The organism is Exiguobacterium sp. RIT594 (genome assembly GCF_003339585.1).
Taxonomy (GTDB): Bacteria; Bacillota; Bacilli; order Exiguobacteriales; family Exiguobacteriaceae; genus Exiguobacterium_A.
Map to the genome: position 1 here is coordinate 1862604 of NZ_QPKF01000001.1, position 24831 is coordinate 1887434.

The 24831-nt window shown below is 45.1% G+C and carries 26 protein-coding genes; 15 read left to right on the forward strand and 11 right to left on the reverse strand.

Going from position 1 to position 24831, the window contains the following annotated elements:
• Positions 1 to 11: 11 nt before the first annotated feature.
• The gene (locus DVG79_RS09610; RefSeq protein WP_114596502.1) at positions 12 to 263 is read left to right on the forward strand and encodes a GlsB/YeaQ/YmgE family stress response membrane protein; all 252 of its coding nucleotides are present in this window, start codon (positions 12 to 14) and stop codon (positions 261 to 263) included.
• Positions 264 to 296: 33 nt separating this feature from the next.
• Positions 297 to 548, forward strand: coding sequence for a GlsB/YeaQ/YmgE family stress response membrane protein (locus tag DVG79_RS09615; protein WP_012369597.1), 252 nt, complete (start codon positions 297 to 299; stop codon positions 546 to 548).
• A gap of 73 nt (positions 549 to 621) precedes the next feature.
• Here the strand turns inward: DVG79_RS09615 and DVG79_RS09620 are convergent, their stop codons facing one another.
• Entirely contained in the window at positions 622 to 1692 is a 1071-nt protein-coding gene (locus tag DVG79_RS09620) for a TcaA second domain-containing protein (protein WP_114596503.1), read from the reverse strand.
• Between the two features lie 129 nt (positions 1693 to 1821).
• On the opposite strand from DVG79_RS09620, the gene DVG79_RS09625 reads away from it, so the two are divergent.
• From DVG79_RS09625 to DVG79_RS09640, 4 genes are all read left to right on the forward strand, one after another.
• Complete coding sequence (locus tag DVG79_RS09625; RefSeq protein ID WP_114596504.1) at positions 1822 to 2247, forward strand: HIT family protein; 426 nt, start codon at positions 1822 to 1824, stop codon at positions 2245 to 2247.
• 122 nt (positions 2248 to 2369) lie between these two features.
• Complete coding sequence (locus tag DVG79_RS09630) at positions 2370 to 2711, forward strand: hypothetical protein (RefSeq protein ID WP_114596505.1); 342 nt, start codon at positions 2370 to 2372, stop codon at positions 2709 to 2711.
• A gap of 84 nt (positions 2712 to 2795) precedes the next feature.
• The gene (locus tag DVG79_RS09635; protein ID WP_012369593.1) at positions 2796 to 3365 is read left to right on the forward strand and encodes an HTH-type transcriptional regulator Hpr; all 570 of its coding nucleotides are present in this window, start codon (positions 2796 to 2798) and stop codon (positions 3363 to 3365) included.
• A gap of 270 nt (positions 3366 to 3635) precedes the next feature.
• Complete coding sequence (locus DVG79_RS09640; protein ID WP_114596506.1) at positions 3636 to 4553, forward strand: peptidylprolyl isomerase; 918 nt, start codon at positions 3636 to 3638, stop codon at positions 4551 to 4553.
• Between the two features lie 63 nt (positions 4554 to 4616).
• Here the strand turns inward: DVG79_RS09640 and namA are convergent, their stop codons facing one another.
• Positions 4617 to 5639 carry an NADPH dehydrogenase NamA gene (namA, locus tag DVG79_RS09645; RefSeq protein ID WP_114596507.1) on the reverse strand — a complete coding sequence of 341 codons (1023 nt, stop codon included), beginning with the start codon at positions 5637 to 5639 and terminating at the stop codon, positions 4617 to 4619.
• Between the two features lie 56 nt (positions 5640 to 5695).
• A complete protein-coding gene (locus DVG79_RS09650; RefSeq protein ID WP_114596508.1) occupies positions 5696 to 6616 on the reverse strand; it encodes an HD domain-containing protein in 921 nt (306 codons plus the stop codon).
• A 111-nt stretch (positions 6617 to 6727) separates the two neighbouring features.
• Here DVG79_RS09650 and DVG79_RS09655 point away from each other — a divergent pair, with 111 nt between their 5' ends.
• From DVG79_RS09655 to DVG79_RS09665, 3 genes are all read left to right on the forward strand, one after another.
• Complete coding sequence (locus DVG79_RS09655) at positions 6728 to 7642, forward strand: magnesium transporter CorA family protein (protein WP_114596509.1); 915 nt, start codon at positions 6728 to 6730, stop codon at positions 7640 to 7642.
• Positions 7643 to 7707: 65 nt separating this feature from the next.
• Entirely contained in the window at positions 7708 to 8787 is a 1080-nt protein-coding gene (gene dinB, locus DVG79_RS09660) for a DNA polymerase IV (protein ID WP_233494569.1), read from the forward strand.
• 57 nt (positions 8788 to 8844) lie between these two features.
• Positions 8845 to 9063, forward strand: a complete 219-nt coding sequence (locus tag DVG79_RS09665) for a YhzD family protein (protein ID WP_114596511.1) — start codon at positions 8845 to 8847, stop codon at positions 9061 to 9063.
• Positions 9064 to 9110: 47 nt separating this feature from the next.
• On the opposite strand, the gene DVG79_RS09670 is transcribed toward DVG79_RS09665, so the two are convergent.
• Together DVG79_RS09670 and DVG79_RS09675 are read right to left on the reverse strand one after the other, a co-directional pair.
• Positions 9111 to 9488, reverse strand: coding sequence for a YlbF/YmcA family competence regulator (locus DVG79_RS09670; RefSeq protein ID WP_012369586.1), 378 nt, complete (start codon positions 9486 to 9488; stop codon positions 9111 to 9113).
• Positions 9489 to 9508: 20 nt separating this feature from the next.
• A complete protein-coding gene (locus DVG79_RS09675; RefSeq protein WP_114596512.1) occupies positions 9509 to 10645 on the reverse strand; it encodes a DUF445 family protein in 1137 nt (378 codons plus the stop codon).
• A gap of 70 nt (positions 10646 to 10715) precedes the next feature.
• Here DVG79_RS09675 and DVG79_RS09680 point away from each other — a divergent pair, with 70 nt between their 5' ends.
• From DVG79_RS09680 to DVG79_RS09700, 5 genes are all read left to right on the forward strand, one after another.
• Entirely contained in the window at positions 10716 to 11549 is an 834-nt protein-coding gene (locus tag DVG79_RS09680; protein ID WP_114596513.1) for a PucR family transcriptional regulator, read from the forward strand.
• 122 nt (positions 11550 to 11671) lie between these two features.
• Complete coding sequence (locus DVG79_RS09685; RefSeq protein WP_114596514.1) at positions 11672 to 12778, forward strand: ABC transporter ATP-binding protein; 1107 nt, start codon at positions 11672 to 11674, stop codon at positions 12776 to 12778.
• A 163-nt stretch (positions 12779 to 12941) separates the two neighbouring features.
• A complete protein-coding gene (locus DVG79_RS09690; protein WP_114596515.1) occupies positions 12942 to 13703 on the forward strand; it encodes a transporter substrate-binding domain-containing protein in 762 nt (253 codons plus the stop codon).
• Positions 13703 to 14350 (forward strand): amino acid ABC transporter permease, encoded by a 648-nt coding sequence (locus tag DVG79_RS09695; protein ID WP_114596516.1) that lies wholly within the window; start codon positions 13703 to 13705, stop codon positions 14348 to 14350. Before DVG79_RS09690 ends, DVG79_RS09695 begins: the two co-directional genes overlap by 1 nt.
• 141 nt (positions 14351 to 14491) lie before the next feature.
• Positions 14492 to 14680, forward strand: a complete 189-nt coding sequence (locus DVG79_RS09700) for a hypothetical protein (protein ID WP_012369580.1) — start codon at positions 14492 to 14494, stop codon at positions 14678 to 14680.
• A gap of 77 nt (positions 14681 to 14757) precedes the next feature.
• On the opposite strand, the gene DVG79_RS09705 is transcribed toward DVG79_RS09700, so the two are convergent.
• Positions 14758 to 15654, reverse strand: coding sequence for an aldo/keto reductase (locus tag DVG79_RS09705; protein ID WP_199505859.1), 897 nt, complete (start codon positions 15652 to 15654; stop codon positions 14758 to 14760).
• A gap of 142 nt (positions 15655 to 15796) precedes the next feature.
• Positions 15797 to 17533: a phospho-sugar mutase gene (locus tag DVG79_RS09710; protein WP_114596518.1), complete on the reverse strand. Its 1737-nt coding sequence runs from the start codon at positions 17531 to 17533 to the stop codon at positions 15797 to 15799.
• A gap of 105 nt (positions 17534 to 17638) precedes the next feature.
• On the opposite strand from DVG79_RS09710, the gene DVG79_RS09715 reads away from it, so the two are divergent.
• On the forward strand, positions 17639 to 18454 hold the full coding sequence (locus DVG79_RS09715; protein WP_233494570.1) for a sulfurtransferase: 816 nt from the start codon (positions 17639 to 17641) through the stop codon (positions 18452 to 18454).
• 34 nt (positions 18455 to 18488) lie between these two features.
• On the opposite strand, the gene DVG79_RS09720 is transcribed toward DVG79_RS09715, so the two are convergent.
• The 4 genes from DVG79_RS09720 to DVG79_RS09735 are packed head-to-tail and all read right to left on the reverse strand — an operon-like array spanning position 18489 to position 24684.
• Positions 18489 to 20915 (reverse strand): glycogen/starch/alpha-glucan phosphorylase, encoded by a 2427-nt coding sequence (locus DVG79_RS09720; protein ID WP_114596520.1) that lies wholly within the window; start codon positions 20913 to 20915, stop codon positions 18489 to 18491.
• Positions 20916 to 20943: 28 nt separating this feature from the next.
• Complete coding sequence (gene glgA / locus DVG79_RS09725; RefSeq protein ID WP_114596521.1) at positions 20944 to 22395, reverse strand: glycogen synthase GlgA; 1452 nt, start codon at positions 22393 to 22395, stop codon at positions 20944 to 20946.
• Positions 22396 to 22409: 14 nt separating this feature from the next.
• Positions 22410 to 23510, reverse strand: a complete 1101-nt coding sequence (glgD, locus tag DVG79_RS09730) for a glucose-1-phosphate adenylyltransferase subunit GlgD (protein WP_114596522.1) — start codon at positions 23508 to 23510, stop codon at positions 22410 to 22412.
• Positions 23511 to 23523: 13 nt separating this feature from the next.
• Positions 23524 to 24684, reverse strand: coding sequence for a glucose-1-phosphate adenylyltransferase (locus tag DVG79_RS09735; protein ID WP_114596523.1), 1161 nt, complete (start codon positions 24682 to 24684; stop codon positions 23524 to 23526).
• Positions 24685 to 24831: the final 147 nt, after the last annotated feature.

The following is a 24831-nucleotide window of genomic DNA, read 5'->3' on the forward strand; positions in this document are numbered from 1 at the left end:
AGTGTTTTTAAATGGGATTCTTATGGGCTTTAATCGTCGGTGGATTAATCGGTTGGATCGCTAGTCTAATTATCGGTAAAGATGTACCAGGTGGTATCATCGGTAACATTATCGCAGGTTTCATCGGAGCAATGATCGGTCAAGCAATCTTCGGTACAATGGGACCGGTTGTCGGCGGATTTGCAATCATTCCAGCTATCTTAGGTGCAATCATCTTAATCTTCATCGTATCGTTGATTCTTCGTTCAGTACGTCGCAAATAATCTAAACTACTAAAACTAAAAGGAGTGTTTTAAATGGGATTCTTATGGGCTTTAATCGTTGGTGGTATTATTGGTTGGTTAGCAAGTCTTATTCTCGGTAAAGATGTACCAGGTGGAGTTATCGGTAATATCATCGCAGGTTTTGTCGGTTCAATGATCGGACAAGCTCTTTTCGGAAGTTGGGGACCGTCAGTTGCCGGTTTCGCAATCGTACCAGCTATCCTTGGTGCAATTATCTTAATCTTAATCGTTTCGTTCATCCTTCGTGCGGTCAACAAACGATAATCTGATTCACTGCAAAAAACCACTAAAGACGTCATGTCTCTAGTGGTTTTTTTTGTTTAATCTGCGGATTTTTTTAGTTACGTAACTCCAGCCACATTTTACCTGATCGTTCAATGACACGTTTTTCTGACTTGATATTCAACCACCCTAACAAGTCGTCAAAAAAGCTTGATGGATATTTCCAGACCGTCCCGACTGATTCCGTCGATTTAGATTCCGGTTTGCCGGCGACTGCCTCGAGCTCAGACGTTGTTTTATTCAAATCAATTAAGATACTTTTGACTTCCTGATTCTCATACACCACTTCAAATCCGTCATATATCGTTTTGTTGGCCATTTGGTTTGTCGGAGGGCCAAATGATTTTTCTACTTCGGATTGGCTTCGGCCGATATAATCCGTCATCTCTTCGACCGTCTTACCGGTTCTTGCCTTTACTTCCGCTTCGAGCAGCTTCTCGATATCGACACCGTATTGTTCCTTCTTATCCGGTGCAATCTGTTGTGCGAGTTTAAAGACAACCGTCGTCGTTCTCTGATCTCCTATTTGAACGGTCTCAGTCGCCTGTCCCGTCTTTCCGTTCGCTTCCACGCGTGCTGACACCTCATACTCGCCCGGAAAACGTTTAATGGTTAAGGGAGCCTCTTGATCCGCATTACCTGCTGGCGCATCATCGATTGAAATGGATGCCGTTTCCGTATCAACCTTCACTTCCAATGTCTGTTTATTCAAATGCAAAGTGTACGTGTCGAACCAAAATCGTCCCAGCTGTTTTTTCAATGAAAATAAATCTTGTTGCTTAGTCCGTTTTGTTTCTTTCGGATAATTATTTTGATCAGATTTAATTTCGGCTACAGCCCGTTCAAGCCGTTCCGGGTCTGCCTTCAACCATTTCATGAGCTGATTTGTTTCCGCAAGCTTTAACGGTTTGTTGTTGAGATACACTAATTGTTGAAACGTTTCCCGGTCTTGTTCCTGCACCGCCTTTTGAAACACTTGATCTGTTTGTTGCCGTTCGGCAGCCGGTTTGATTTGACTCCAGCCAATCCAAGCAACCAGAACAGCGAGTACAATGATCCCTACGATGAGTCCGATTCGCTGATTTCGTCTTTTCTTTTTCTCATATACAGTGATGCGAGACGGCATCTTCGTCTCCCCTACCTTCTTTTTTAGGATTTCCTTTAGTTTAGAAACCCTTCATATCCTTGTCAATTGCCCGCAAGACCGATTCAGTCGAGTATACTGAAGCTATATCCATCTGAAGGAGTGAGTCCATTGCAAAAAGAAAACTGTATTTTCTGTAAGATTGCCAACCACGAGATCCCGAGCCATAAAGTTTTTGAGAATGAAGAAGTGTTGGCTTTTCTCGATCTATCACAAGTAACGAAAGGTCATACGCTTGTCATTCCAAAACAGCACGCTGATAACGTCTACGATTTATCCTCAGAAAGTGCACAGGCTGTTTTTGCGACCATTCCGGAAATCAGTCGTGCTTTACAACAGGAAACAGGTGCTGCCGGAATGAACCTTTTATCGAATACCGGGAAAGTTGCCGGACAATCCGTTTCTCACTTCCATCTCCATCTCATTCCGCGCCACGACAAACACGATGGCTTTGGTGCGAAATGGGAAGTGCACAATGAAGAGTATACGGCTGAAGAATTGGCAACAATCGCCGAATCCATTAAAAATCGTCTCTGACGGTACCCAAAACCGTTCAATTACTGACTCATTTTAGAAATATTGCCGAAATAGGTTTCTAATATCGAATTTTCGGTAAAATAATATGAAACAAATATTTTAATATCGAAAGGAGGTAAACTATGTCGAAGCGTCCCCATCGTAACTGGGTCGCTTTTGGTGCTACGCTGTCGCTTGTGACTTTTTACGGTTTGAAGGCGCTTCGCCAAGGTACTAAAAGTGACTCTTCGAATGGTAAACAACGTCGAAATTCTTATTCTACAATCGTAACGAACGTGCAGGATTTGACGCAAGAGGGAAAGAATCTAATAGAGACAGCCAAACTTTCTGGTACGACTTTTAAAGAGGAAGTTACAAAAGATGTCTCCCAGTACCAGTCAGAGGTTCAAGAATCACTCGCACGTCTTCAGAAATTTGCTGATGAGGCAAAACAAGACGTCGATCATCTTACTCCCCAAAAATAACGTTCCGCTGCTTCGATTTGTTTTTGTATAGTTTGCATTTTGCGCGTTTGAGCCATTGTCACCTTTCGAAAGGATGAGTCAGATATGGAACACGAAAAATTATATCCTGGACAAGAAGCACTGTTATACAGTCATAAAATTGTCCAATTGAGCAAAGCACTATGGAAAACGGTAGAAAAAGATTGGCAAAATTGGATCAAACCTTTTGATTTAAATATTAACGAACACCATATCTTATGGATTTCCCATGCACTGGGTGGTGCCTCGATTTCTGAAATCGCCAAATACGGTGTGATGCACGTCTCGACTGCATTCAACTTCTCTAAAAAATTAGAAGACCGCGGACTTTTGACGTTTTCAAAAAAAGAGACGGATAAACGAAATACCTACGTCCAACTGACCCCGGAAGGTGAAAGCCTGTTACTTGAGACAATTCAGGCATTCCGCCCAGAAGAGAACGGTGTTTTCCGTGCTTCGTTACCACTCCAGGAACTTTACGGTAAATTCCCAGAGCTGACAGATATATCAGCAATCGTTCGTCGTCTTTACGGCGACAGCTTCATGGACATTTTTGCCGAGACATCAAAAATGATTACAGAAGAAGCAGACCGGCGTCCACAAGACCCGGTGATTGACTCGATTAAAAAAGCATGACCTTTGCATGAATTCTTCGAGTTAACGTTCTAAGCCTTGAGGCCTAGGACGTTTTTTTCTGTCTTTTGAAAGTAACGTTCCCTTTACCGTTCTGTCTCAAAACGTTGCGATGCCTCACAATTTCCCACAAAAATAGTCCTCCCCTCCTGTACTTGATGTGATAGCATGGTGTAAGAGCAAATCACTTTCGATTTTGCGGAGAGCTGTCAAGATAACGAAGATATGATATGATAGAACGGTTGAAATAAATGGTAAATTAGGGGTGTATGTATGAAAAAGAAACTTTTAAGTGTAGCAGCAGTGGCAAGTGTATTCACATTAGCAGCATGTGGTTCAAATGACGAAGCTGTCATCAACTACAAAGGCGGAGAAGTCAATAAAGCGGACGTTCAAGACGAGGCGTACCAAAAAGCAGGCGCACAAATTGCTTTCCAACAAACGATGAACAAACTGCTTGAAAAAGAATACGGTAAAAAAGTAACAGATAAAGAAGTAGAAGCTGAAGTCAAGAAAACAAAAGATCAGTTCCCAGATAAAGAACAGTTCAATACGACACTTCAAACAGCTGGCATTAAAAGCGAAAAAGAATTCGAAAAAGTGCTTCGGACACAAATGCTCTTAACAGAAGCAAAATCAGCAAAATCAAAAGTTACGGATAAAGAAATCGAAGATCGTTTCAATCAGGAAAAAGTGGAAGTAAAAGCGAGCCACATTCTTGTTGAAAAAGAAGCAGATGCAAAAGCAATCAAGAAACAACTTGATGAAGGCGGCGATTTCGCTAAAATCGCTAAAGCTAAATCAACGGATACTGGCAGCGCAACAAAAGGTGGAGATCTTGGATACTTCACAAAAGGTAAAATGGTCGAGGAATTCGAGAATTATGCGTTCAAGGATGGCGTTGAAGGTAAAATTTCTGACCCGATCAAAACACAATTCGGATATCACATCATTAAAGTAACAGACCGTAAAGAGAAAAAAGACTTTACGCTCGAAAAAGAATCTGATCGAATCAAAAAGGCATTAGCTGAAGAAAAAGCAGCTCAAGTCAATCCAAACGACATCTACCGTTCATTGATGAAGAAGTATGATGTTAAAATCGAGAACAAAGACTTCAAGGATGCGTTTGACCTCGATAAGCAAGAGCAACAACAAATGCAACAACAGATGCAACAGCAACAGCAACAATAAGCTTAAAAATCCCTGCTTCCATCTTGGAAGGCAGGGATTTTTTTGGTTATGCTTTTATTCCTATTAACGAATCGGAGCCCGTTCATATTGTTTCGGTAAACTGACCTCGTCTTTGAGTTCTGCTGCCGCATGGTAGACCCAGTAAGGTTGACGCAAAAGTTCACGAGCAAGCAGGATGACATCCGCCCGTTCACTGCGAATGATTTCTTCTGCAAGCGTCGCCGTCGTAATCAGACCGACGGCTCCTGTCTTGATTCCAGTGGCTTGTTTGATTTCAGCCGCATACGGCACTTGATAGCCGGGATACACGTCCGGAACTGCATTGGCAACAACCGCTCCAGAACTGCAATCGAGCAAATCGATCTTTCGTTTTAACAGTTCCTCCGCTAACGGAATATAATCCGTCGCCGTCATCCCGCCTGTTGCATGGTCTGCTGCTGAAATCCGGACCCATAATGACAAGTTGGTTTTTGCTTGAACTTCATCAATGATTTCAAGCAAAAAGCGCATCCGATTTTCCATTGATCCACCGTATTGATCTTGGCGTTTATTCGACAACGGGGATAAGAATGTATTAATCAAATAGCCGTGCGCTCCATGTAATTCGATGAAATCATAACCCGCTTGTTCGACACGAAGTGCCGCCTCGACGAATTGTTGTCTGATGACATCGATTTCCTCCACAGTCAGTTCATGCGGATGGTCGTATGAATCATCAAATCCGATTGCTGATGGTGCGACAGGCGGTTTAGCCGTCGTACTTTTCCGCCCGGCGTGCGCCAGCTGAATGCCTGCTTTTGCCCCCGCCGCTTTCACTTGATCTGCAATTCGACGCAGTCCGTCGATATGTTCATCCGACCAAACACCTAGATCACCTGCTGAGATTCGTCCGTCCGGTGTGACAGCCGTTGCCTCTAGGATGACACCTCCAACGCCCCCAACAGCACGTGAGGCATAGTGTGTGACATGCCAATCGGTTACAAGGCCATCGTCTTTCGCACTATACATACACATTGGTGCCATGATGACACGATTCCGGAACGACAGTCCCCCGATTTGGATTGCTTCGAACAGTTTGGTTTTCATGAATTCCACTCCTCTGATCAATTTCAAATTCTTTTGAATCACTTCAAGTCATCTCTTCATAGCTTGGGACGATAAAATGATCGATTGTCTAACGCAAATGACCGTTCAGAAAATTGTCCGGGCTCGACATACTCAAGCAAACGGTCCATCATCGTCATCCGGGCATCCAGATTATCAATCAAAAATAATACTTCGGCTTCACGCATCTGTGGGGCGACAGCCGATCCCCACTCCGGACGACCATGGTGGCTCAGGACTAAATGTTGTAAGACCGTCAACACTTCTGCATCGATTTGTAACTCCGCCCCGACTTTTTCCAATTCTGCGACCATCAATGAGATATGCCCGACAAGCTTACCGGGAAGTGTGTATTCCGGTGTCACAGGATCAGACAGCTCCTTGATTTTTGCGTAGTCATGCAGGACGACACCTGCAATCAACAAATCACGATTTAACGTAGGATAAAGACGGGCGATTTGGTCAGCCAGTTTTAGCATCGACAGGACATGATACGATAAACCGGAATAAAATGCATGGTGGTTTTTGACTGCAGCTGGATGTGTGAAATACGCATCGAAGTCCTTGATGACCAGATGCTTGACCAGCTTCTTCATCTCGGCATGTTGCATCGATTCGATGAAGCCAAGTACTTCCGTTTCAATCTGTTCCCGCGGAAGAGGAGCCGATTGAATGTAGTCTTCCACATTCGTATCGTCCAGGACAGTAATTTGCTTCAGTTTCAATTGTGTTCGTCCTCGGTAATCCATCACTTCACCTGCCGCGTGGACGATAAACTTCGGTGCATATTTTTCAAGATCACTCGTATCCCACATCTTTGTTTCAATTTCTCCCGTTTTATCTGCTAAAATCAATGTCAGATAAGGTTTTCCGTTTGCAGCAATTCCTTTTAATGCCTGCTTGATCATGACCCGTTGATCGAGCATTTCTCCAACTGCCAACTGACCGATACCTTTCATTTCACAACACATCCTTTTTATTTATCTAGACTCATTTTGATTTGGAACTGTTACATAGTTCTCTGACTGTCAGACGTCACTCTACCATTCTACTATATAGGAGCTCAAAACATGGAATCCGACTCACTCTTTACATGGCATCGTTTTTTAACACTTGCTGAATTTGAAGAATACTTTCATTCTGAAACACCAACCGATGCCTTTAAGTTGGACTGGCTGAATCAACTGTCGACAAAAGATATGAACTTTACCCGGGTCGAACTCGATTTATTGTACGGCTCCATCGTAACCTGGCAAAATCCGGCTGATAAAAGCGACCGCCGCTCCATCTGTTATTATCTTTCACCTACGGAACTGATTACAATCGGCTTATCGGAACATACGGTTTCCTTAATTGAACCGTTCGAGACTACGACTCCTTTCGAAGCTTTTTATGCCCTGTTATCTCTTCAAATGAATACCTACTTCCCGGGAATCGATGCTTTTGAAACCGAACTGTTTTTGAGACAAGATGAGCTCCGGGGAAGCATCGACGAAAATTCGCTTGATAGCATTTTTGGCTTACGCGATACCATCGAAAACTGGTCCGACTTGGTCGTCCCGTTCCGTGAGCTTGTTTTAGCAGGTCCCGAAGCTTTCGTTCGGCAAAGTACGTATACGGATGCTTTACCTTACCAACTGGCCGAAAAACGGGTGCAACGTCTGTTGATGCTGATTGAACACTATCAAAAAGATATTGAAGTATTGCTCGATCTGTCGACAACCGTTTCGAACTTCAGAGGAAATGAAATCATGAAAGCTCTGACGATTTTCACAGCTGTCGCCACACCGATGATGGCACTCGGTGCGATTTGGGGAATGAATTTTAAAAACATGCCCGAGCTTGACTGGAAATATGGATATGCCAGTGCCCTCTTTTTGATTTTCCTTACGACCGGCGGAATCTTTTATTGGATGAAACGCCGCGGCTGGTTAGGAGCGCTCGTCCGGATGCCGAATAAAAAATCGCGACTAAAAAATAGATAACAGAACATAAGTTCGTTATACTAAGTGTAACGAATTAATGGATTGAAAGAAAGGAGGAGACGATGATGGGACGAAAAATCATTCATGTCGACATGGACGCGTTTTATGCTTCTGTCGAACAGCGCGATCGACCACATTTAAAAGGTGTTCCTGTCATCGTCGGTGGTCCTCCTCATGCGCGGGGTGTCGTTGCGACCTGTTCGTATGAAGCACGCAAATACGGCATTCACAGCGCGATGCCTTCACGGCGAGCATTCCAGCTCTGTCCGCGGGCCGTTTTTCTGCGTCCCCGTTTTGAAGTGTACCGTGAGGTCAGTGCCCAAATCATGGAGTTGTTTCTTGAGATCACACCTCTTGTCGAACCGCTGTCGTTAGATGAGGCCTATCTGGACGTCACAGAAAACAATCTGCAGATGACAAGTGCGACACATATTGCCCAGTACATCCTGGCTGAAATCAAAAGACGAACAGGTTTGACTGCTTCCGCCGGCGTATCGAACTCAAAGCTTGTCGCTAAAATTGCTTCCGGCCATCAAAAGCCAAACGGATTAACCGTGTTGCCTCCGGATGATGTTTTACCTTTTTTATCCGAATTAAAAATCGGGGATTTACACGGAGTCGGAAAAGTCACGGAGCAAACACTTCAGAAACATGGTTTCCAAACGGTCGCAGATATTCAACAATCACCGATAGCTGAACTGCGGGGATTACTTGGTCGGGACCGGGGAACCGAACTGTATACGATGGCGCACGGTCAAGACGAGCGAATGGTCCGTCCGCACCGGGAACGGAAATCCATCGGCTCTGAAAGTACGTTCGAAGAAGATACAGAAGATATCGATACCATTTTCGAAACGCTAAAACGCGAAGCATTGTCCGTCGTCAAAACACTGAACCAAAAAGAACTGGTCTGCCGAACCGTCACGATTAAATGGAAGACGGAAGATTTCCAGTCGCGCTCTAAACGTTATACGTTTTTAGAAGAAACGGCTGATGAAGAAACGTTGCTCCGGGTGACGACCAAACTGTTTAATGAAATTGAATTTAAAGGTCCGATCCGCCTGATTGGTATGAGCGTCAGTCATCTTGAAACCCCACCCCTCTCCAAACAATTAACGTGGCAAGACATTGATTCCTACTTGTAAAATGAATATCTATTCATTACACTTAAGTTAGTCATTTCGGATAAGGAGGAATCAGCCATGCTTTATACGATTACCGCATTTTCAGATCGAGGACAAACGTTACTGGATGATACCTTTGACGCTCCCTCCGATTCTGAGGCACGCCAAGAAGGTATCCGCCGTCTGAAAGAAGCAGACTTGGAGCACCGCGGGGCACGTGTGACCCGCGCCGGACAACTGATTCATTTTGAACGGGCTTACCTCCCACGCCTGGTTCCAATGGAAAAAACATCATAAAAAAAAGCCTCGTTCCGATGAAACGGAAGCGAGGCTTTTTCATGATGTTACTGAACGTCGTCTTGATTTTGTTCCATCATTGGTGCGTATAGTTCTTCGAGTGGCTTCATGATAATCTGTGTCACTTCCGTCAACATCGTGTGCATACGTTGTTCTTCCTGCATCAGTTGACCAATCAATGGATTGTTTTGGACTTCCAGCATCTTCGCTTGTGCCGATGCCATGTCCTCAGGTGTGATTTCTTCACCTTGCATTTGTTTTTGTTGTAACTCAAGTTGCACGTTGCGGAATGAAGCGAATAGCTCATTTGACATTGGATCCGCATTGACTTGCGCGTACAAATCCTTCAGTGTCGTGTATTCTGATGTTTCGCGTAGTGCACGTTCTAGCGTGTAAGCATGATCGTATAAGTTTGTTTCAGACATGTGTAAACCCTCCAATTTAGTTAAACGATAAGAAGTATCGCTTGTATCATTCCAATTAAACCACCTAATAGTCCTCCAAGCCAAGTGATAGCCCGGAATTCCCGTCTTGAAATCGACAAGACGATTTCTTCCAGATACGCGGTATCGAGTAAATCGACTTCCTCACGAACAATCGTTTCGAGATCAAGTGTCGCCATGATTCGTTCGACTTGTTCGACCAGACGGACTACCACTTGTTTAGAAAGCATCGGAACCATTTCTTGACTGATCCGGGCTTCAAGCGGTTGCAGTAGTTGATATAATTGCGTATCCAATAATTTCGTCAATGGGATACGCGTTAAAATTTCTGATTTCATCCGCTCGATGATTTGTCGTTCCGTCTCCGCTCCAAGCAGTTCTTCAACCGGCCGCTCCAGTAACACACTGATTTCTTGTTCGACCATTTCACTGATGAACCGGTGTGTCGACTTTCCTTGTATTACCCGTTTGAGTTCCGGTTGAATCATTTCCACGAGATTGACATTAGCCAGCAGCATTCCGAACATGCCTCCGCCTAATTTACTTTGAATGAACTGAGCGACTGTTTCTTCCAGTTTCATTTTTCCCGCCGGACTGTCAAAGTACTGTTCAGTCTGGTGAAGTAATGCTGCAACAATCCCGGGAACCGCTTCTTTGATTTTTGTCGTTCCGCCATCCCCGATGACTTCTGTTAAACGTGCTGTTTTAATCGAAACAGCCATCGTTGCCAGTTCCTGGTCGATTCGTTGTTCGATTTGTTGTTGTAATTTCCCTTCCGGATTCGCAACAAACCGTTCAGCAATTTCGCGAATCGTTTTCGTCGAGCGCGTCCACTTCTGTAACTCCTGCTGAATCATCCGGGTAATGGCTTCATATACGACCGGTTGCTGAAGCCGCTTGCTGATTCCTTCCGGAGTCAATAAATGTTTGACGACTGTTCGTCCGAGATTCGCCGCTAGTTCGTCACGACGTTTTGGAATTAGTCCCGGTGTAAATGGAATCCGGTACTTGCCGATATACTTTGCTTCAAGCGGACGAAATAACATCCGGATTGCAAGATGATTGGTGATTGCTCCAATCAATGCTCCAATGATGATCATTCCAATCATCTTTATGACTAAATCAACTTCTACTTGCATAGATCCTCGTTCCTTCCGATTTTGGTATTGTGGTAAAGTCTTAGTAGAACTTTTTAGGGAGGCGCCTCGTATGTTACATCAATTAACCATCTTATTTAAGGATCATCTCTCCACCGATCCTACCGTGTACTGTACCGATAAGTATACCGTATATCAGTTAGCCGATGGACTTCGTTTCGGGATTGAAAATATGGTTCTTACCCCTCGTGAACTCGACTTACTCGACCTGATTGCAGAACGGGTCGTTACATCCGATTCCAATCAGATTGTCTCGTGGCGTCGGCGGCTGGAACAACAGCAAAGCGAAGAAGCAGAGCCGTTTCGGATGATCCATTTCCTATTTGAACAGCTTGACGTCCGGACCGGCGAAGATTTACAACAACTGCTGACATCTTTTTTTCATCCGTCGAGTTGGATCGTTCCGTTGACGTCCAATCGTCTTGTCGTCATCGAACGGGAAGAGTCTGTCTCAGAAAATGATTTACATGATTTTTTCACGGCTCTTCAGTCTGATTTCCTGATGGACGGCAAGGTATTAATCGGACAACAACGTCAATCCGGAGATTTAGCAGGGCAGTTTCGATTGGAACAAGCTGCCTTGCGTGAACTTCCCTTATTACACATCGAACGTTTTCTGCCTGCCCTGATGCGGTTGACGTTACTGTCGACAGATATCCGTAACGATTTGATTGAACGGTTCATTACACCGCTTGAACACGAATCGCGCGAGACAATTGATGCCTTTTGCCGCGCCAACTTAAATGTTTCACTGACGGCCAAACATCTTTTTTTACATCGAAACAGTCTACAGTACCGGCTCGACCGATTGACAGAACAGACGGAAATCGATATCCGCTCGTTTGAGGGTGCGATGTTCCTTTATACGCTTCTTCTTGTAGCATAGTGACCAAATGATAACGTTTACATTCAGGCATGTTGTCCATATGATTTTTGTACCAGTTCTCCTATACTAAGTCTTGTAAGCGTTATAGTAACCGATTACTTAATTTACAGGAGGATGTACACATGGCAGATATTCGTCTTGAGCATATTGATAAAGTTTATTCAGGAACAGCAAAAGCAGTGGATGATTTTAACCTTCATATTAAAGATAAGGAATTCATCGTTTTTGTCGGACCATCAGGTTGCGGTAAATCGACGACACTACGAATGATTGCCGGTCTCGAAGAAATTTCAGGCGGAGATTTCGTGATCGATGGAAAACGAATGAATGATGTAGCACCTAAAGATCGCGATATCGCGATGGTCTTCCAGAACTACGCCCTTTATCCACATATGAACGTCTTTGACAACATGGCTTTTGGTCTGAAACTCCGGAAGTTCCCGAAAGACGAAATCAAACAGCGTGTCGACAATGCCGCACGTATTCTCGGACTCGAAGAATACCTGGAGCGTAAACCGAAAGCCCTCTCTGGTGGACAACGCCAACGTGTTGCCATCGGTCGTGCCATCGTCCGTGATGCAAAAGTCTTCTTGATGGATGAGCCGCTCTCGAACTTGGATGCTAAACTACGTGTTCAGATGCGTAAGGAAATCATCCAGTTGCACAAACGTCTTGAAACGACGACGATTTATGTTACGCACGATCAGACGGAAGCGATGACCCTTGCGACTCGGATCGTCATCATGAAAGCCGGTCTGATCCAACAAGTCGGAACTCCAAAAGAAGTCTACGACCACCCGGATAACATGTTCGTTGCTGGTTTCATCGGTTCTCCTTCGATGAACTTCCTGACAGGTAAACTTGCGGAAGACGGTCTTTTCCATGTCACAGGCACAGAAGAGAAATTCGAAGTGCCTGAAGGCAAGATGAAAGTTCTCCGCGAACGCGGCTATACAAGTAAGGATCTTGTTCTCGGAATCCGTCCGGAAGATATCCATGCTGAATTGATCTACCAAGACACACAAACAGCTCACCGCTTCCCGGCACATATCGAAGTATCTGAGCTCATGGGAGCCGAGTCTTATCTCTATTCAAAAGTCGGTAACCAAGCGTTCACAGCACGTGTTGACTCGCGTTCACACGTCGAGATGGGTTCAGATTTAGATCTCTTCTTCGACATGACAAAAGCGCATTTCTTCGATGCTGCAACAGAAGCAACAATCCGTTAATTTTCAAGAGTCCAGCAACTGAAGTCAGGCTGTCCATTTATGGGCAGTCTTTTTTATTGACAGACGTTCCTGTAACTTTGTATGATACTGCTTGTAGTCTTAAATTAATCCTATTCGAAAACTAGGAATTGAAATCATTCATTTATTTAAAGGAGAGAGCGCTATGAAACACGGACTAAAGCTAGCAGTAGCAGCACTATCAACAGCGGGGGTGTTAGCGGCGTGCGGCGCTTCTAACGAAGAAGCAAACAAAGACGAAAAAATCGTGACGGTCGGAACAGAAGCAACGTACCCACCTTTTACGTATAAAGAAAAAGGCAAACTGACAGGCTATGATATCGATGTCATGAATGAAGTCGCAAAACGTGCCGGCTATAAAGTCGAGTACAAAGCGATGGACTTTAAAGGATTGATCCCGGCACTTGATTCAAAACGGATCGACGTCATCGCAAACCAGATGGGAATCACAGATGAACGGAAAGAAAAATATGCGTTCTCTGATGCCTATACAGTTTCCGGTTCAACAATCATCGTCAACAATAAAACAAATGACATCAAGACGCTTGACGACTTAAAAGGAAAAACAGTTGGATCGACACAAGGTTCACTCTACGCGAAAACAGCGGAAGAAGCCGGTGCGAAAGTCAAGTACTACAAAGGTGCAAACCAAGTCTTGAAAGATCTTGAAGCAGGTCGCGTCGACGCTGCCATGAACGATCGTCTGTTCGTCCTGACAGAACTTAAAAAAGCAGGATACAAAGTAAAAGCTGTCGGTGAGACGTTTGATAAAAACGAATCTGGTCTGATGATGGCGAAAAACAGCAAGTATGCTGAAGACTTTAACAAAGCACTCGCAGAGATGCAAAAAGACGGTACACTCGCAGATATCGGGAAAAAATACTTTAACGAGGACATCAGTAAGTGATGGAATTGTTTACAATCGTCCGCGATAATGCGGACGTTTACGGAAAGGCGATTGGCACTACACTTCTTGCAAGTGGATTTGCCATCGTCTTTGCGCTTTTTCTCGGTCTGATTCTTGCCGTCATGCGGGATAGCCGTTTTGCCGTCTTAAGCGGTTTCGCACGATTGTATGTTTCTTTTTTCCGGGGAACTCCACTGTTGCTGCAAATTCTGATTTTATATAATGGTCTGGTCGTCCTGCAATTGACCGGCTTCCAGGCGTTGGCATTCGGTCTGTCGCTTCACTTCTCTGCCTATATCTCAGAGTCCTTCCGGGCAGCGATTTCATCTGTCGATCGCGGACAATGGGAAGCTGCAGATTCACTCGGAATTCCACGCCGGAAGACGTTTAAGGATGTCATTCTCCCACAAGCTCTTTCACGTGCCATTCCTCCCCTGTCAAACTCGGTTATCGATATTATCAAATCGACTTCACTCGGGACAATTGTAGCCGTTGAAGAACTGACGTATGTATCGGATCAGATTTCAGCAACAACCTATCTCGTCATGCCGTTGTTACTGTTCTCAGCTGCGATTTATTGGATCATGTCGACATTAATTCAAGCGGTGCAACATCGTCTTGAAGCCCGATTCAGTATTCCTGAATAGAATAACTACACTTGGAATCGTTACACATTCCAAGTGTTTTTTTTAATCTTTTTCAGGTTTAATACTAGCCAACGCGGGAATAATCAAGTATACTAATAAAAATCAGAATTATCTGATAACTTTAAAAGGAGCGTGGCCGAGATGAAACAAGTAATTGAAGCTTTCCGTAGACAAGATGCAGAGCAGCGGATTCCAGTGCTGCGCCTCGAAATCGATTATGAGCTCAGTACGCTCTTCGATGCCATCCAGGTCCATGATCAAGCAGCTGTTACTGCCAGTAAAGAACGTTTAGATAAATATCGTCAGGAAATGCTTCGCCTCGAAGCATAACCCTATAGATACTCCCATCTCAACTCCCCCTTGAGATGGGACTTTTTTTGTAAAAAAAATAGCCCGAAGGCTATTTTTCAATCGACGTCGCGTCCACGGGACGCTTTTAAGATTTCAAACCACTGTTCACGTGATAACTCGAGTCGCGTCGCCCGGACAGCAGATTCGATCCGTTCGATTTTTCCAGAACCGACGATTGGCATGATGCGTGCCGGATGTTTGAGCAACCAAGCGTAGGCTACTTCATCGATTGCTTCTGCACCGATGTCACGTCCGATTTCTTCGAGCTTGTCGCGAAGCGGCGCAAACTGCTCATCTTTGAATAAGCGCCCTCCAGCTAGTGGACTCCACGCCATGAGCGGCATTTCATTTTCGTGGCATAGATCAACAGAACCGTCTTCGAAGTGCTTCAGTTCTGCAACAGACAGTTCAAGCTGGTTTGTGACGAGCATGAACGGCAGTCGTGATTGAATCAGACTTTGCTGTGCCGGTGTATGGTTTGATAAACCAAACGTCCGGACTTTGCCTGACTCTTTCAGCTCAACGAAGGCTTCTGCAATTTCGTTAGGATCCATCAATGGATCCGGACGATGGATTAATAACGTATCAATGTAGTCGACTCCCAGTTCCTTTAATGAACGTGTCGCGTGTTCAATGATATGTTCTTTTGTTGTATCGTAAAATGATAGTTTTTGATCCGAGAAGTAGTTTCCCTTCATCTTGATTCCTGTTTTTGTGACGATTTCCATCCGTTCACGGAGTTCTGGTTTAAGAGCCAGGGCTTCGCCGAACAATCCTTCGTTCGTATAATCGCCGTAGATGTCGGCGTGGTCGAATGTTGTGATGCCGAGAGCCAAACATTGTTCAATCAGTTCAAGACGCTGCTCTGCAGTCATTTCCCATTCGTTTAATCGCCATAAACCATGTATAACTCTTGAAAATGAAAGATCTTCCGTTAACTGTATCCGTTCCATCATTACTCATCTCCCTATCTCTATATGATGCTTCATCGTTCACTTTACATGAAATTGGTAACGGTTGCACGAGTTACGCCCTCTCATAAAAAAAACCGGCCAAGAGTTTCCTCTTTACCGGTTTTTAATTGGAACGCAGGCCTTACTGAATCTGTTCCACTTCTTGCATGACTTCATCTTCAATCATCTGACGTTTACGTGTTGTCTCTGCAGCATCGGGTGATGTCACACTGAAATAGAATTTAATTTTCGGTTCAGTCCCGGATGGGCGAAGGCAGAACCACGAACCGTCTTCTAACGTAAATTTCAAGACATTTGATTTTGGAAGGTTAATCGGTGATGGTGTGTGCTGTACCAAATCATGCGAAATGCTTGCATCATAGTCTTCAAATAAGACGACTTTTTCACCGGCCACTTGTTTTGGCGGATGCTCACGGAATGTATCCATGATCCGGCCGATTTGTGCTACACCGTCTTTCCCTTTCAGTGTCAATGAACGAAGTGACTCTTCAAAGTAACCGAACTGCTCATAAATGGCTTGTAATGCCTCATAGAGCGTCCGTCCTTCCTTCTTGTGATAGGCTGTCATCTCAGCAGCAAGGAGGCAGGCCTGGACGGCATCCTTGTCACGGCAGAAGTCCCCAATCAGGTAGCCATAACTTTCTTCATAACCAAACAGATATTCATATTCTCCGGATTCATTGTATTGTTTAATTTTTTCACCGATAAATTTAAAGCCGGTTAATGTGTTCTCAACATGCAAGTCGTAGTGTCTTGCAATCAAAGCTCCCAGTTCCGATGTGACAATCGTTTTCGCGACAAAACCATTTTTCGGCAATGTCCCTTGGGCCGCTTTTTGCGACAAGATGTAATCAAGCAGTAACGCACCTGTCTGGTTTCCTGTGAGAACGACCCACTCTCCGTCCGCATCCCGTGTCGCAACGCCGACACGGTCGGCATCCGGGTCCGTCGCAAGCAACACATCCGCATCAACCCGGTCTCCGTACTCAATCGCCAACTTAAATGCTGCATGCTCTTCCGGGTTCGGAGAAGAGACTGTCGGGAAGCTGCCATCCGGCTTCGCTTGTTCTTCGACGACCGTCACATGCTCAAAACCATAATTCTTTAATCCTACCGTGACCGGTACAAGGCCTGTCCCGTGAAGCGGAGTAAAGACGATTTTTAAAGGTGCTGTCAACTCATCCTGAATCGTCGGTAACACACGAATCGTTTTTAATTGTTCCTGGTATGCATCATCGAGCTGTTCGCCGACACGAACAATCAATCCGTTCGCGCGCAAGACCTCTTCCGCTTCAAGCTCGATTAAAAGTTCGTCCTCGACTTGATCGACGTAAGAGACAAGATCGTCCGCTTCTTTTGGCGGCAACTGTCCACCATCATTCCCGTAGACTTTGTAGCCGTTATATTCCGGCGGATTGTGACTCGCCGTAATGACGATTCCGCCTGCTGCCCGAAGTTCACGCACGGCAAATGACAATTCTGGTGTTGGACGGAGTCCGTCGAACAAGTAAGCTTTAATCCCGTTACTGGCAAGCGTCTTCGCTGCTTCTAGTGCAAACTCCGGAGAGTAGTGACGGGAGTCATGTGCGATGACGATTCCCTGCGCGACTGCTTCCGCTCCTTCTGCCTTGATAAAGTCAGCAAACCCTTGTGAAGCTTTACGCACCGTGTAGACATTCATCCGGTTCGTTCCGACACCGATCTCACCACGCATACCGCCTGTACCGAATTCTAACTCTTTGTAAAAGGCTTCTTCAGCTGCTTTGTCGTCTGCCGCAAGCGTCGTCATTTCTTCTTTTAGTTCAGTTTCTAATCCTGCAAACTGATTCCATTTTTGATACGTCTCTTTCCATGACATGTAGTATCCACTCCTTTAAGTTTGTTTGTACGAGATATTTGTTACGACTTGCGATAAAACGGTACCTTTCATATGATTACTTTAGAAAGGGTCAAGGTGATGTTCATGTTTCCAACCATTCAAATGACTGACTTGCAACAACTTGTCCATACGGATCAGATTCGTTGGTTTGATTGTCGCTATGATTTGCAGCAACCCGATTATGGTCGTGATGCGTTTAAGGAAAGCCATGTCGCGGGCGCACAGTATCTAGATTTATCTACTGATTTGTCAGGACCACGTTCCGAAACGGGCGGACGCCATCCACTGCCTTCAAAGGAGCAATGGATCCACACGTTGGAGTCACTCGGGGTCCAGCGCGATGATTTCATCGTCCTCTATGATGATGGTTTCCCTTACGCAGCACGTGCCTGGTGGCTCTTTAAATGGGCCGGGCATGAACGTGTCGTCGTCCTTGAAGGCGGACTGTCATCTTATCTCGCATTTGACTTCCCTATGAGTACGGAATCAACTGTTTTTGAAAAATCGACTTATCAAGCCGACTTTCAAGACGACATGCTGATTCAATATGAAGAGGTTAAAAATCGGCCGGCAGAAACCTATCTCGTGGATTCCCGGTCGCCGGATCGGTTCCATGGTCAAAACGAAACGATTGATCCCGTCGCCGGTCACATCCCGGGGGCCGTGAATTGCTTCTTTGAAAAAGCGATCTCACCAGACCGCCGCTTGAAAGATGCGGAAGATTTGAAGGAATTGTACGCTGATCTGCTCGAAGCGGAGTCTCCAATTCTTTATTGCGGCAGCGGCGTGACCGCCTGCGTTAACGTCCTTGCCTTGCACGCTTTAGGGAAAACCGATGTCCGGCTCTATGCAGGATCGTACAGCGACTGGATCAGCCAAACGGATGAAGTCGCCCGATAACGTACACGAAAGTCCGATTTTCATCGGACTTTTTTTAGATTTGTACCGGTTTGATGTTCCAAATGGCATTGGCATATTCTTTAATGGTCCGGTCGCTCGAGAAGACACCCGATTTTCCGATATTCATGATGACCATCTTGTACCATTTTTCAGTGTCCTGATAAGCACGCCCAATTCTCTCCTGCGCTTGTTGGTACGATAAGAAATCTTTTAAAATCAAGTATTCATCATTGTACGTCAAAAGAGAATCATAAATTGCCTGAAACTCACCTGTCGGGAAAAGCGATCCGTCCACGAGTCCGTCGATTACGCGACGAAGTTCAGGTTGTGCACTGTATTGATCATACGCACTGTAGCCGCCGTACTTTTTATAATTCATGACTTCTTGTGGAGTCAGTCCAAAAATGAAGATATTTGGATCTTCCACCTCATCACGAATCTCAATGTTCGCACCGTCCAGTGTCCCGATCGTCAAGGCGCCGTTCATCATGAATTTCATATTTCCCGTTCCTGACGCCTCATAGCTCGCTGTCGAAATTTGTTCACTGACATCACTTGCCGGGAAAATCTTTTCTGCAAGCGAGACACGATAATTCTCAAGGAATACGACTTTCATATAAGGGCTGACGTCCGGATCCGAATTAATCAGTTTCGCTAAAGAATTGATATAACGGATGACTTCTTTAGCATAGTGATAGCCCGGGGCCGCCTTTGCCCCAAAAATAAAGGTCCGTGGTGTCATTTGGAACGATTGATCTTCTTTTAGACGGTAGTACAACGAATGAATATGAAGCGCGTTAAGTAATTGTCGTTTATACGCATGAAGCCGTTTGACCTGCACATCAAAAATCGAATGTGGATCTACCACGATTCCTGTCTCATTCTCAATCAACTCTGCCAATTCCTTTTTACTCGCAAGCTTGATTGCCTGGATATCCTGTTGAAGCGTAGTATCCTCTGCGAATTTCGTCAGCTTTTGTAAATCAGACGGATGATTGATCCAACTGTCCCCGATTGCTTCCGTTACACGATTTGCAAGTGCCGGATTCGATAACAGGAACCAGCGTCGATGTGTGATCCCGTTCGTTTTATTATTGAAGCGAAGCGGGAACATCTCATAAAACAACCGCATTTCGCGTTGCTTGAGGATTTCCGTATGGATTTGGGCTACACCGTTCGTCGAGTGGGTACCGACAACGGCTAAGTTCGCCATGTTGATCATTCCGTCCGCAATAATGGCAATTTCACGCATATTCGCTTCCAGATGCGGATAATTATCCAGGACATCCTTACAGAATCGACGGTTGATTTCTTCGACGATTAGATAAATGCGCGGTAATAGATTGCGGAACAGATCAACCGGCCAGCGTTCCAAAGCTTCCGAAAGCAACGTATGGTTTGTAAAGGACATGACACTTTTCGTAATCCGCCATGATTCCTCCCAAGAGTATTCCTCTTCATCAATCAAAATCCGCATCAATTCAGGAATCGCAACGACCGGATGCGTATCGTTGATATGAATCGCAATTTGATTTCCTAAATGCTTCAGCGATGTGTTTCGTTTTTTATGTGACAATAAGATACTCCGGAGTCCTGCCGAGACGAAGAAGTATTGCTGCTTCAGACGCAAGACTTTGCCTTCATATGTCGTATCATCCGGATATAAGAATTCAGAAATCGTCTGAATGGCTTGTTTATGGCTCAGTAGGTCTTTGTAGTTGCCGCGGTGTTGGCTTAACAGTTCATCGTCGTCATACGGTGATTCAGCACTCCACAGACGTAAGTTATTGACGATGCCGTTCTGATAACCGACGATCGGCATGTCATACGGAACAGCACGAACGATTTCTGCCGGTTCATGATGGACACGATACTTGCCGCCCTCCACTTCCTCGAGCCACACGTTTCCTCCAAAAGGAATATCAACCGCTTTGTCGGAACGACGGATTTCCCACATGTTGCCGTTCTTCAGCCAGTTATCCGGAAGTTCGACTTGGTAGCCGTCGATGATTTTTTGCTTAAACAATCCATATTGATAGCGGATGCCGTTTCCATGGCCCGGTAAGCCGAGTGCCGCGAGTGAATCAAGGAAACAGGCTGCTAAACGACCGAGTCCTCCATTCCCAAGACCCGGTTCCGGTTCTTCTTCCGTCAAATCAGCCAAATCATAGCCGAGTTCTGAAAGACCGCTTCGTACCTCTTCTAAAACATCGAGACTCAACAAGTTATTGTAGAGGAATCGACCAAGTAAAAATTCAAGCGAAAAATAATAGACTTGTTTACTTTTTTTATGGATGTAAGCTTCTTTCGTCCGCATCCAATCCGTTGTGACGTATTCCCGTACCATATAAGCTAACGTCTGGTATACATCATTTTCTGTTGCATCATCCAACGCTTTACCATGCATGGAAATAAACCGCTCATTAAACCTCTTCTTGAACTTCTCTTTGTCTTGGAACATCTAAAAACCCCATTTCCCGTAATCCCCTTCAGTCAACAGACGGTGCGATTAAACGATAGAGCGCCAAATATTCATCAGCGGAGCGAATCCAGCTAAAGTCTTCTTGCATCGCTGTTTCGATCAGATGTTTGAATACAGGTTTATCATGATACGTCTCAATCGTCCGTTTAATTGCATCCAGGAACTCTTGCGCATTATAATTCGAGAACGAGAAGCCATTTCCCTCTAAAGTGAACTGATTAAATGGTTGGACAGTGTCACGCAAGCCACCGGTTTCCCGAACGATTGGCAACGAACCGTACTTCATCGAGATCAGTTGGCTGAGACCACACGGCTCGAAACGTGACGGCATCAAGAAGGCGTCACTGCCGGCATAAATCCGTTGGGCGAGTCCGACATCAAAACCGATGTAGGAAGCTACCTTGTCCGGACGAATCGTTGACGCATGCTGGAACAACCCTTCATACTCTGCTTCTCCCGAACCAAGAATGATGAACTGTGCATCGAGTTCGAACAGATCAGGCAGGATATGGGCGAGTAAATCGATTCCCTTTTGGTCGACAAGACGTGAGACAAAGCCAAATAACGGCACATCCGGATTGACCGGTAAGCCAAGTTCCTGTTGTAAGGCTGCCTTGTTCGCTGCTTTACCTTCTTCAACCGTCTTCACATCATAATTTTCTACCAGATGTTCATCCGTATCCGGACTGAACTGTCTGTAATCGATTCCGTTCAAAATTCCGCGGACGTCGACGGCACGGTGTTGCAAGACTGGTTCCAGTGTTTCTCCGTAGTAGGGATCCATGATTTCATCCCGGTAAGACGGGCTGACAGTCGTAATTTGATTGGCATGGACAAGACCAGCCTTCATGTAGTTGACGAGTCCGTTATGGGCAATTCCGTCTGCAGTGAAGTGTTCATGACTGAGACCAAGCAGATCACCTAGTACTTCTTCCGGGAAGACACCTTGGTATTGCAGGTTATGGATTGTAAAGACCGTTTTGATTTCCTGATACCGGTTGAGATGTTGGTAGTGAATCCGTAAGAACGCCGGTAAGACGCCGGTTTGCCAGTCGTGGCAATGGATGACATCCGGTACTTCCTCTGCATCGACACGCTGAATCATTTCAAGGACCGCTCTTGAGAAGTACGCAAAACGCTCTGCATCGTCATAATGACCGTAAATCACACCGTCTCGCTTAAAGTAGTATTCATTGTCGATAAAATAAAACGTCACACCGTCTTGTTTCAGACGCAAGACTGCCCCAAATTGTTGACGCCATCCGACCGGGACGATGAAATCAAATAAAAATTCCATTTCCAGCTTGTATTGCTCTTTAATTTGACCGTAGTTCGGTAAAATGACCGAAACTTCCGCACCCTCTTCAGCAAGCGCTAAAGGGAGCGAGCCGACGACGTCAGCTAGCCCCCCTGTCTTGATGAATGGTGTCGCTTCTGTGGCAGCAAACCATACCTTCATAATGACATCCCCTTTTAAACGATTGTTTGTTTCTTGATGACAATCGGTTCTTCAGCCGTTCCACGGATGACTTGTCCGCGTTTCACTGTTACCTCTTTGTCAAGGATTGCGTATTCAACGACTGCTCCTTCTTCGATGACTGATTTTTGCATGATGATCGAGTTTTTAATACGCGCATGTTTTCCGACTTTGACACCACGGAAGAGGATACTGTCCGTTGCCGTCCCCTCTAACTTACATCCGTTCGCGACAAGTGAATTCTTGATTGTCGATCCCGGTAAGTAGCGCGTCGGTGGTTCGTGCTTGATTTTCGTGTAGACATGCTGGAAGTCATTGATTGCTCCCCATTGTTCGAGTAACAGCATGCTTTCACGGTAGTACGAACGAAGGGAATGAATCACTTGTGATGTACCCGTGTATTCATAACCATGGACATGAAGTCGGTTTAACTGCGAACGGATGATACTTTGCAGCAAATCATATTCCCCGCGACCGATTGCTTCGTCCACGAGACGGACAAACAAGTTTTTTGACAGGACGACTGTTTCCATGTAGAACGTCTCATCCGATGGTTCATACCCGCGTGAACCGATTGCCGTCACACGATTTTGCTCGCTGAAACGAATCGGACGGCAGTAGTTACACGGCAAATCGCGCTTCGTATAAACGACCGTAATATCGGCATTGGATGATTTATGTTCACGCAGCACATCGCGATAATCAACAGCGGATAAAATATTTGATCCTGAAATCACGACGTAGTTCTCTTTACTGCGTAAAAAGAAGTCGCGGTGTAAATGGAAGTTTGATAAATCACCACGGAATTCATGGGCATCTTGTGATAAAGCCGGCGGGAAGATGTATAATCCGCCGTTTGACCGGTCCAAGTCCCACTCTTTGCCGGATCCAAGATGATCCATCATGGCCCGGTATTTTTCAAGTGTAAAGACACCGATATTCGCAATCTCATTTTGAACCATGTTTGTTAATGTGAAATCGATGAGTCGATAACGACCTGCGAATGGTACGGCAGCCAAGTTGCGGTGTTCCGTCAATTCTTTAAAGAATCCTTCTTCACCGCTCAGATTGATGACTCCTAGTAAATCTGTTTTCATCGGTACTTCCCCCTTATTGGATCGCTTCTTTGATGACTTCATTTTTCGGAATGACACTGTTCGCTTCGATGACAAAGACTTCGCCGTTCGGTGTTCCGATTGTTGCCCCGTCTTCTACGACGACGCCGTCTGCGAGAATCGCCCGGTGAATCGTGACGTCTTTACCGATCTTAACGTTCGGGAAGATGACCGAATCCTTCACAAGTGAACCTTCTGCGACGTCAACGCCGTAAAAGAGAACCGAATGATTGATTTCGCCTTCGATATGGCATCCTTCGTTGATGATCGAAGTATCGATTGAAGCATTGTTCCCGATGTACTGTGGTTGTTGGTTCGGGTTGACGGAGTGTACTTTCCAAGACGGTTCATACAAATCAAACTCCGGATCCGCTGCAAGTAAATCCATGTTGGCTTCCCAAAGTGACTGAATCGTTCCGACATCTTTCCAGTATCCCTTGAATTTATAGGCACGAATATTTAAGTTTTCATATAACATGTTCGGAATGATGTTTTTCCCGAAGTCAAAGCTTGATTCTGCATCCCCTGCATCTTGAATCAAGTGACGTTTCAAGACATCCCAGTTAAAGACGTAAATTCCCATCGAAGCCAGGTTCGATTTCGGATTTTCCGGTTTTTCTTCAAATTCATTGATTCGAAGATCTTCGTCCGTATTCAGGATCCCGAAGCGCGGTGCTTCTTCCCAAGGGACTTCGCGAACAGAAATCGTGACGTCTGCTCCCCCTTGACGATGCTCCTCGATCATTTTTTCGTAATCCATCTTGTAGATGTGATCCCCTGACAATACAAGCACATAATCTGGATCATATTGGTTGATGTAACTCATATTCCGGTAGATGGCATTCGCCGTTCCTTCATACCAGTTTTTCCCGTTCTGGGCTTGGTATGGTGGCAGAATCGTTAATCCACCGTTACGGCGGTCAAGATCCCAGGCACTTCCGATTCCAAGATAGCGGTTCAGTTCAAGTGGTTCATATTGCGTCAAGACTCCTACTGTGTCGATTCCTGAGTTCGTACAGTTGGATAACGGGAAATCGATGATTCGATATTTTCCTCCAAACGCGACCGCCGGTTTTGCAGTGTGTTTCGTAAGTGCTCCTAGACGTTTTCCTTCTCCGCCAGCAAGCAACATCGCGACGACATTCTTTTTAGCCATTTCGTCCCCTCCAGTTTGTGCTCTTTTTTTCCATCAATCATGTGTTCTAATTTATACAGATACTCTTATATACCCACCTTTTCTCTTTTTAATATAACATTCCTGCAAAATAGGTTTATTAAAATACAAATTTCTTAAATTTTTCTA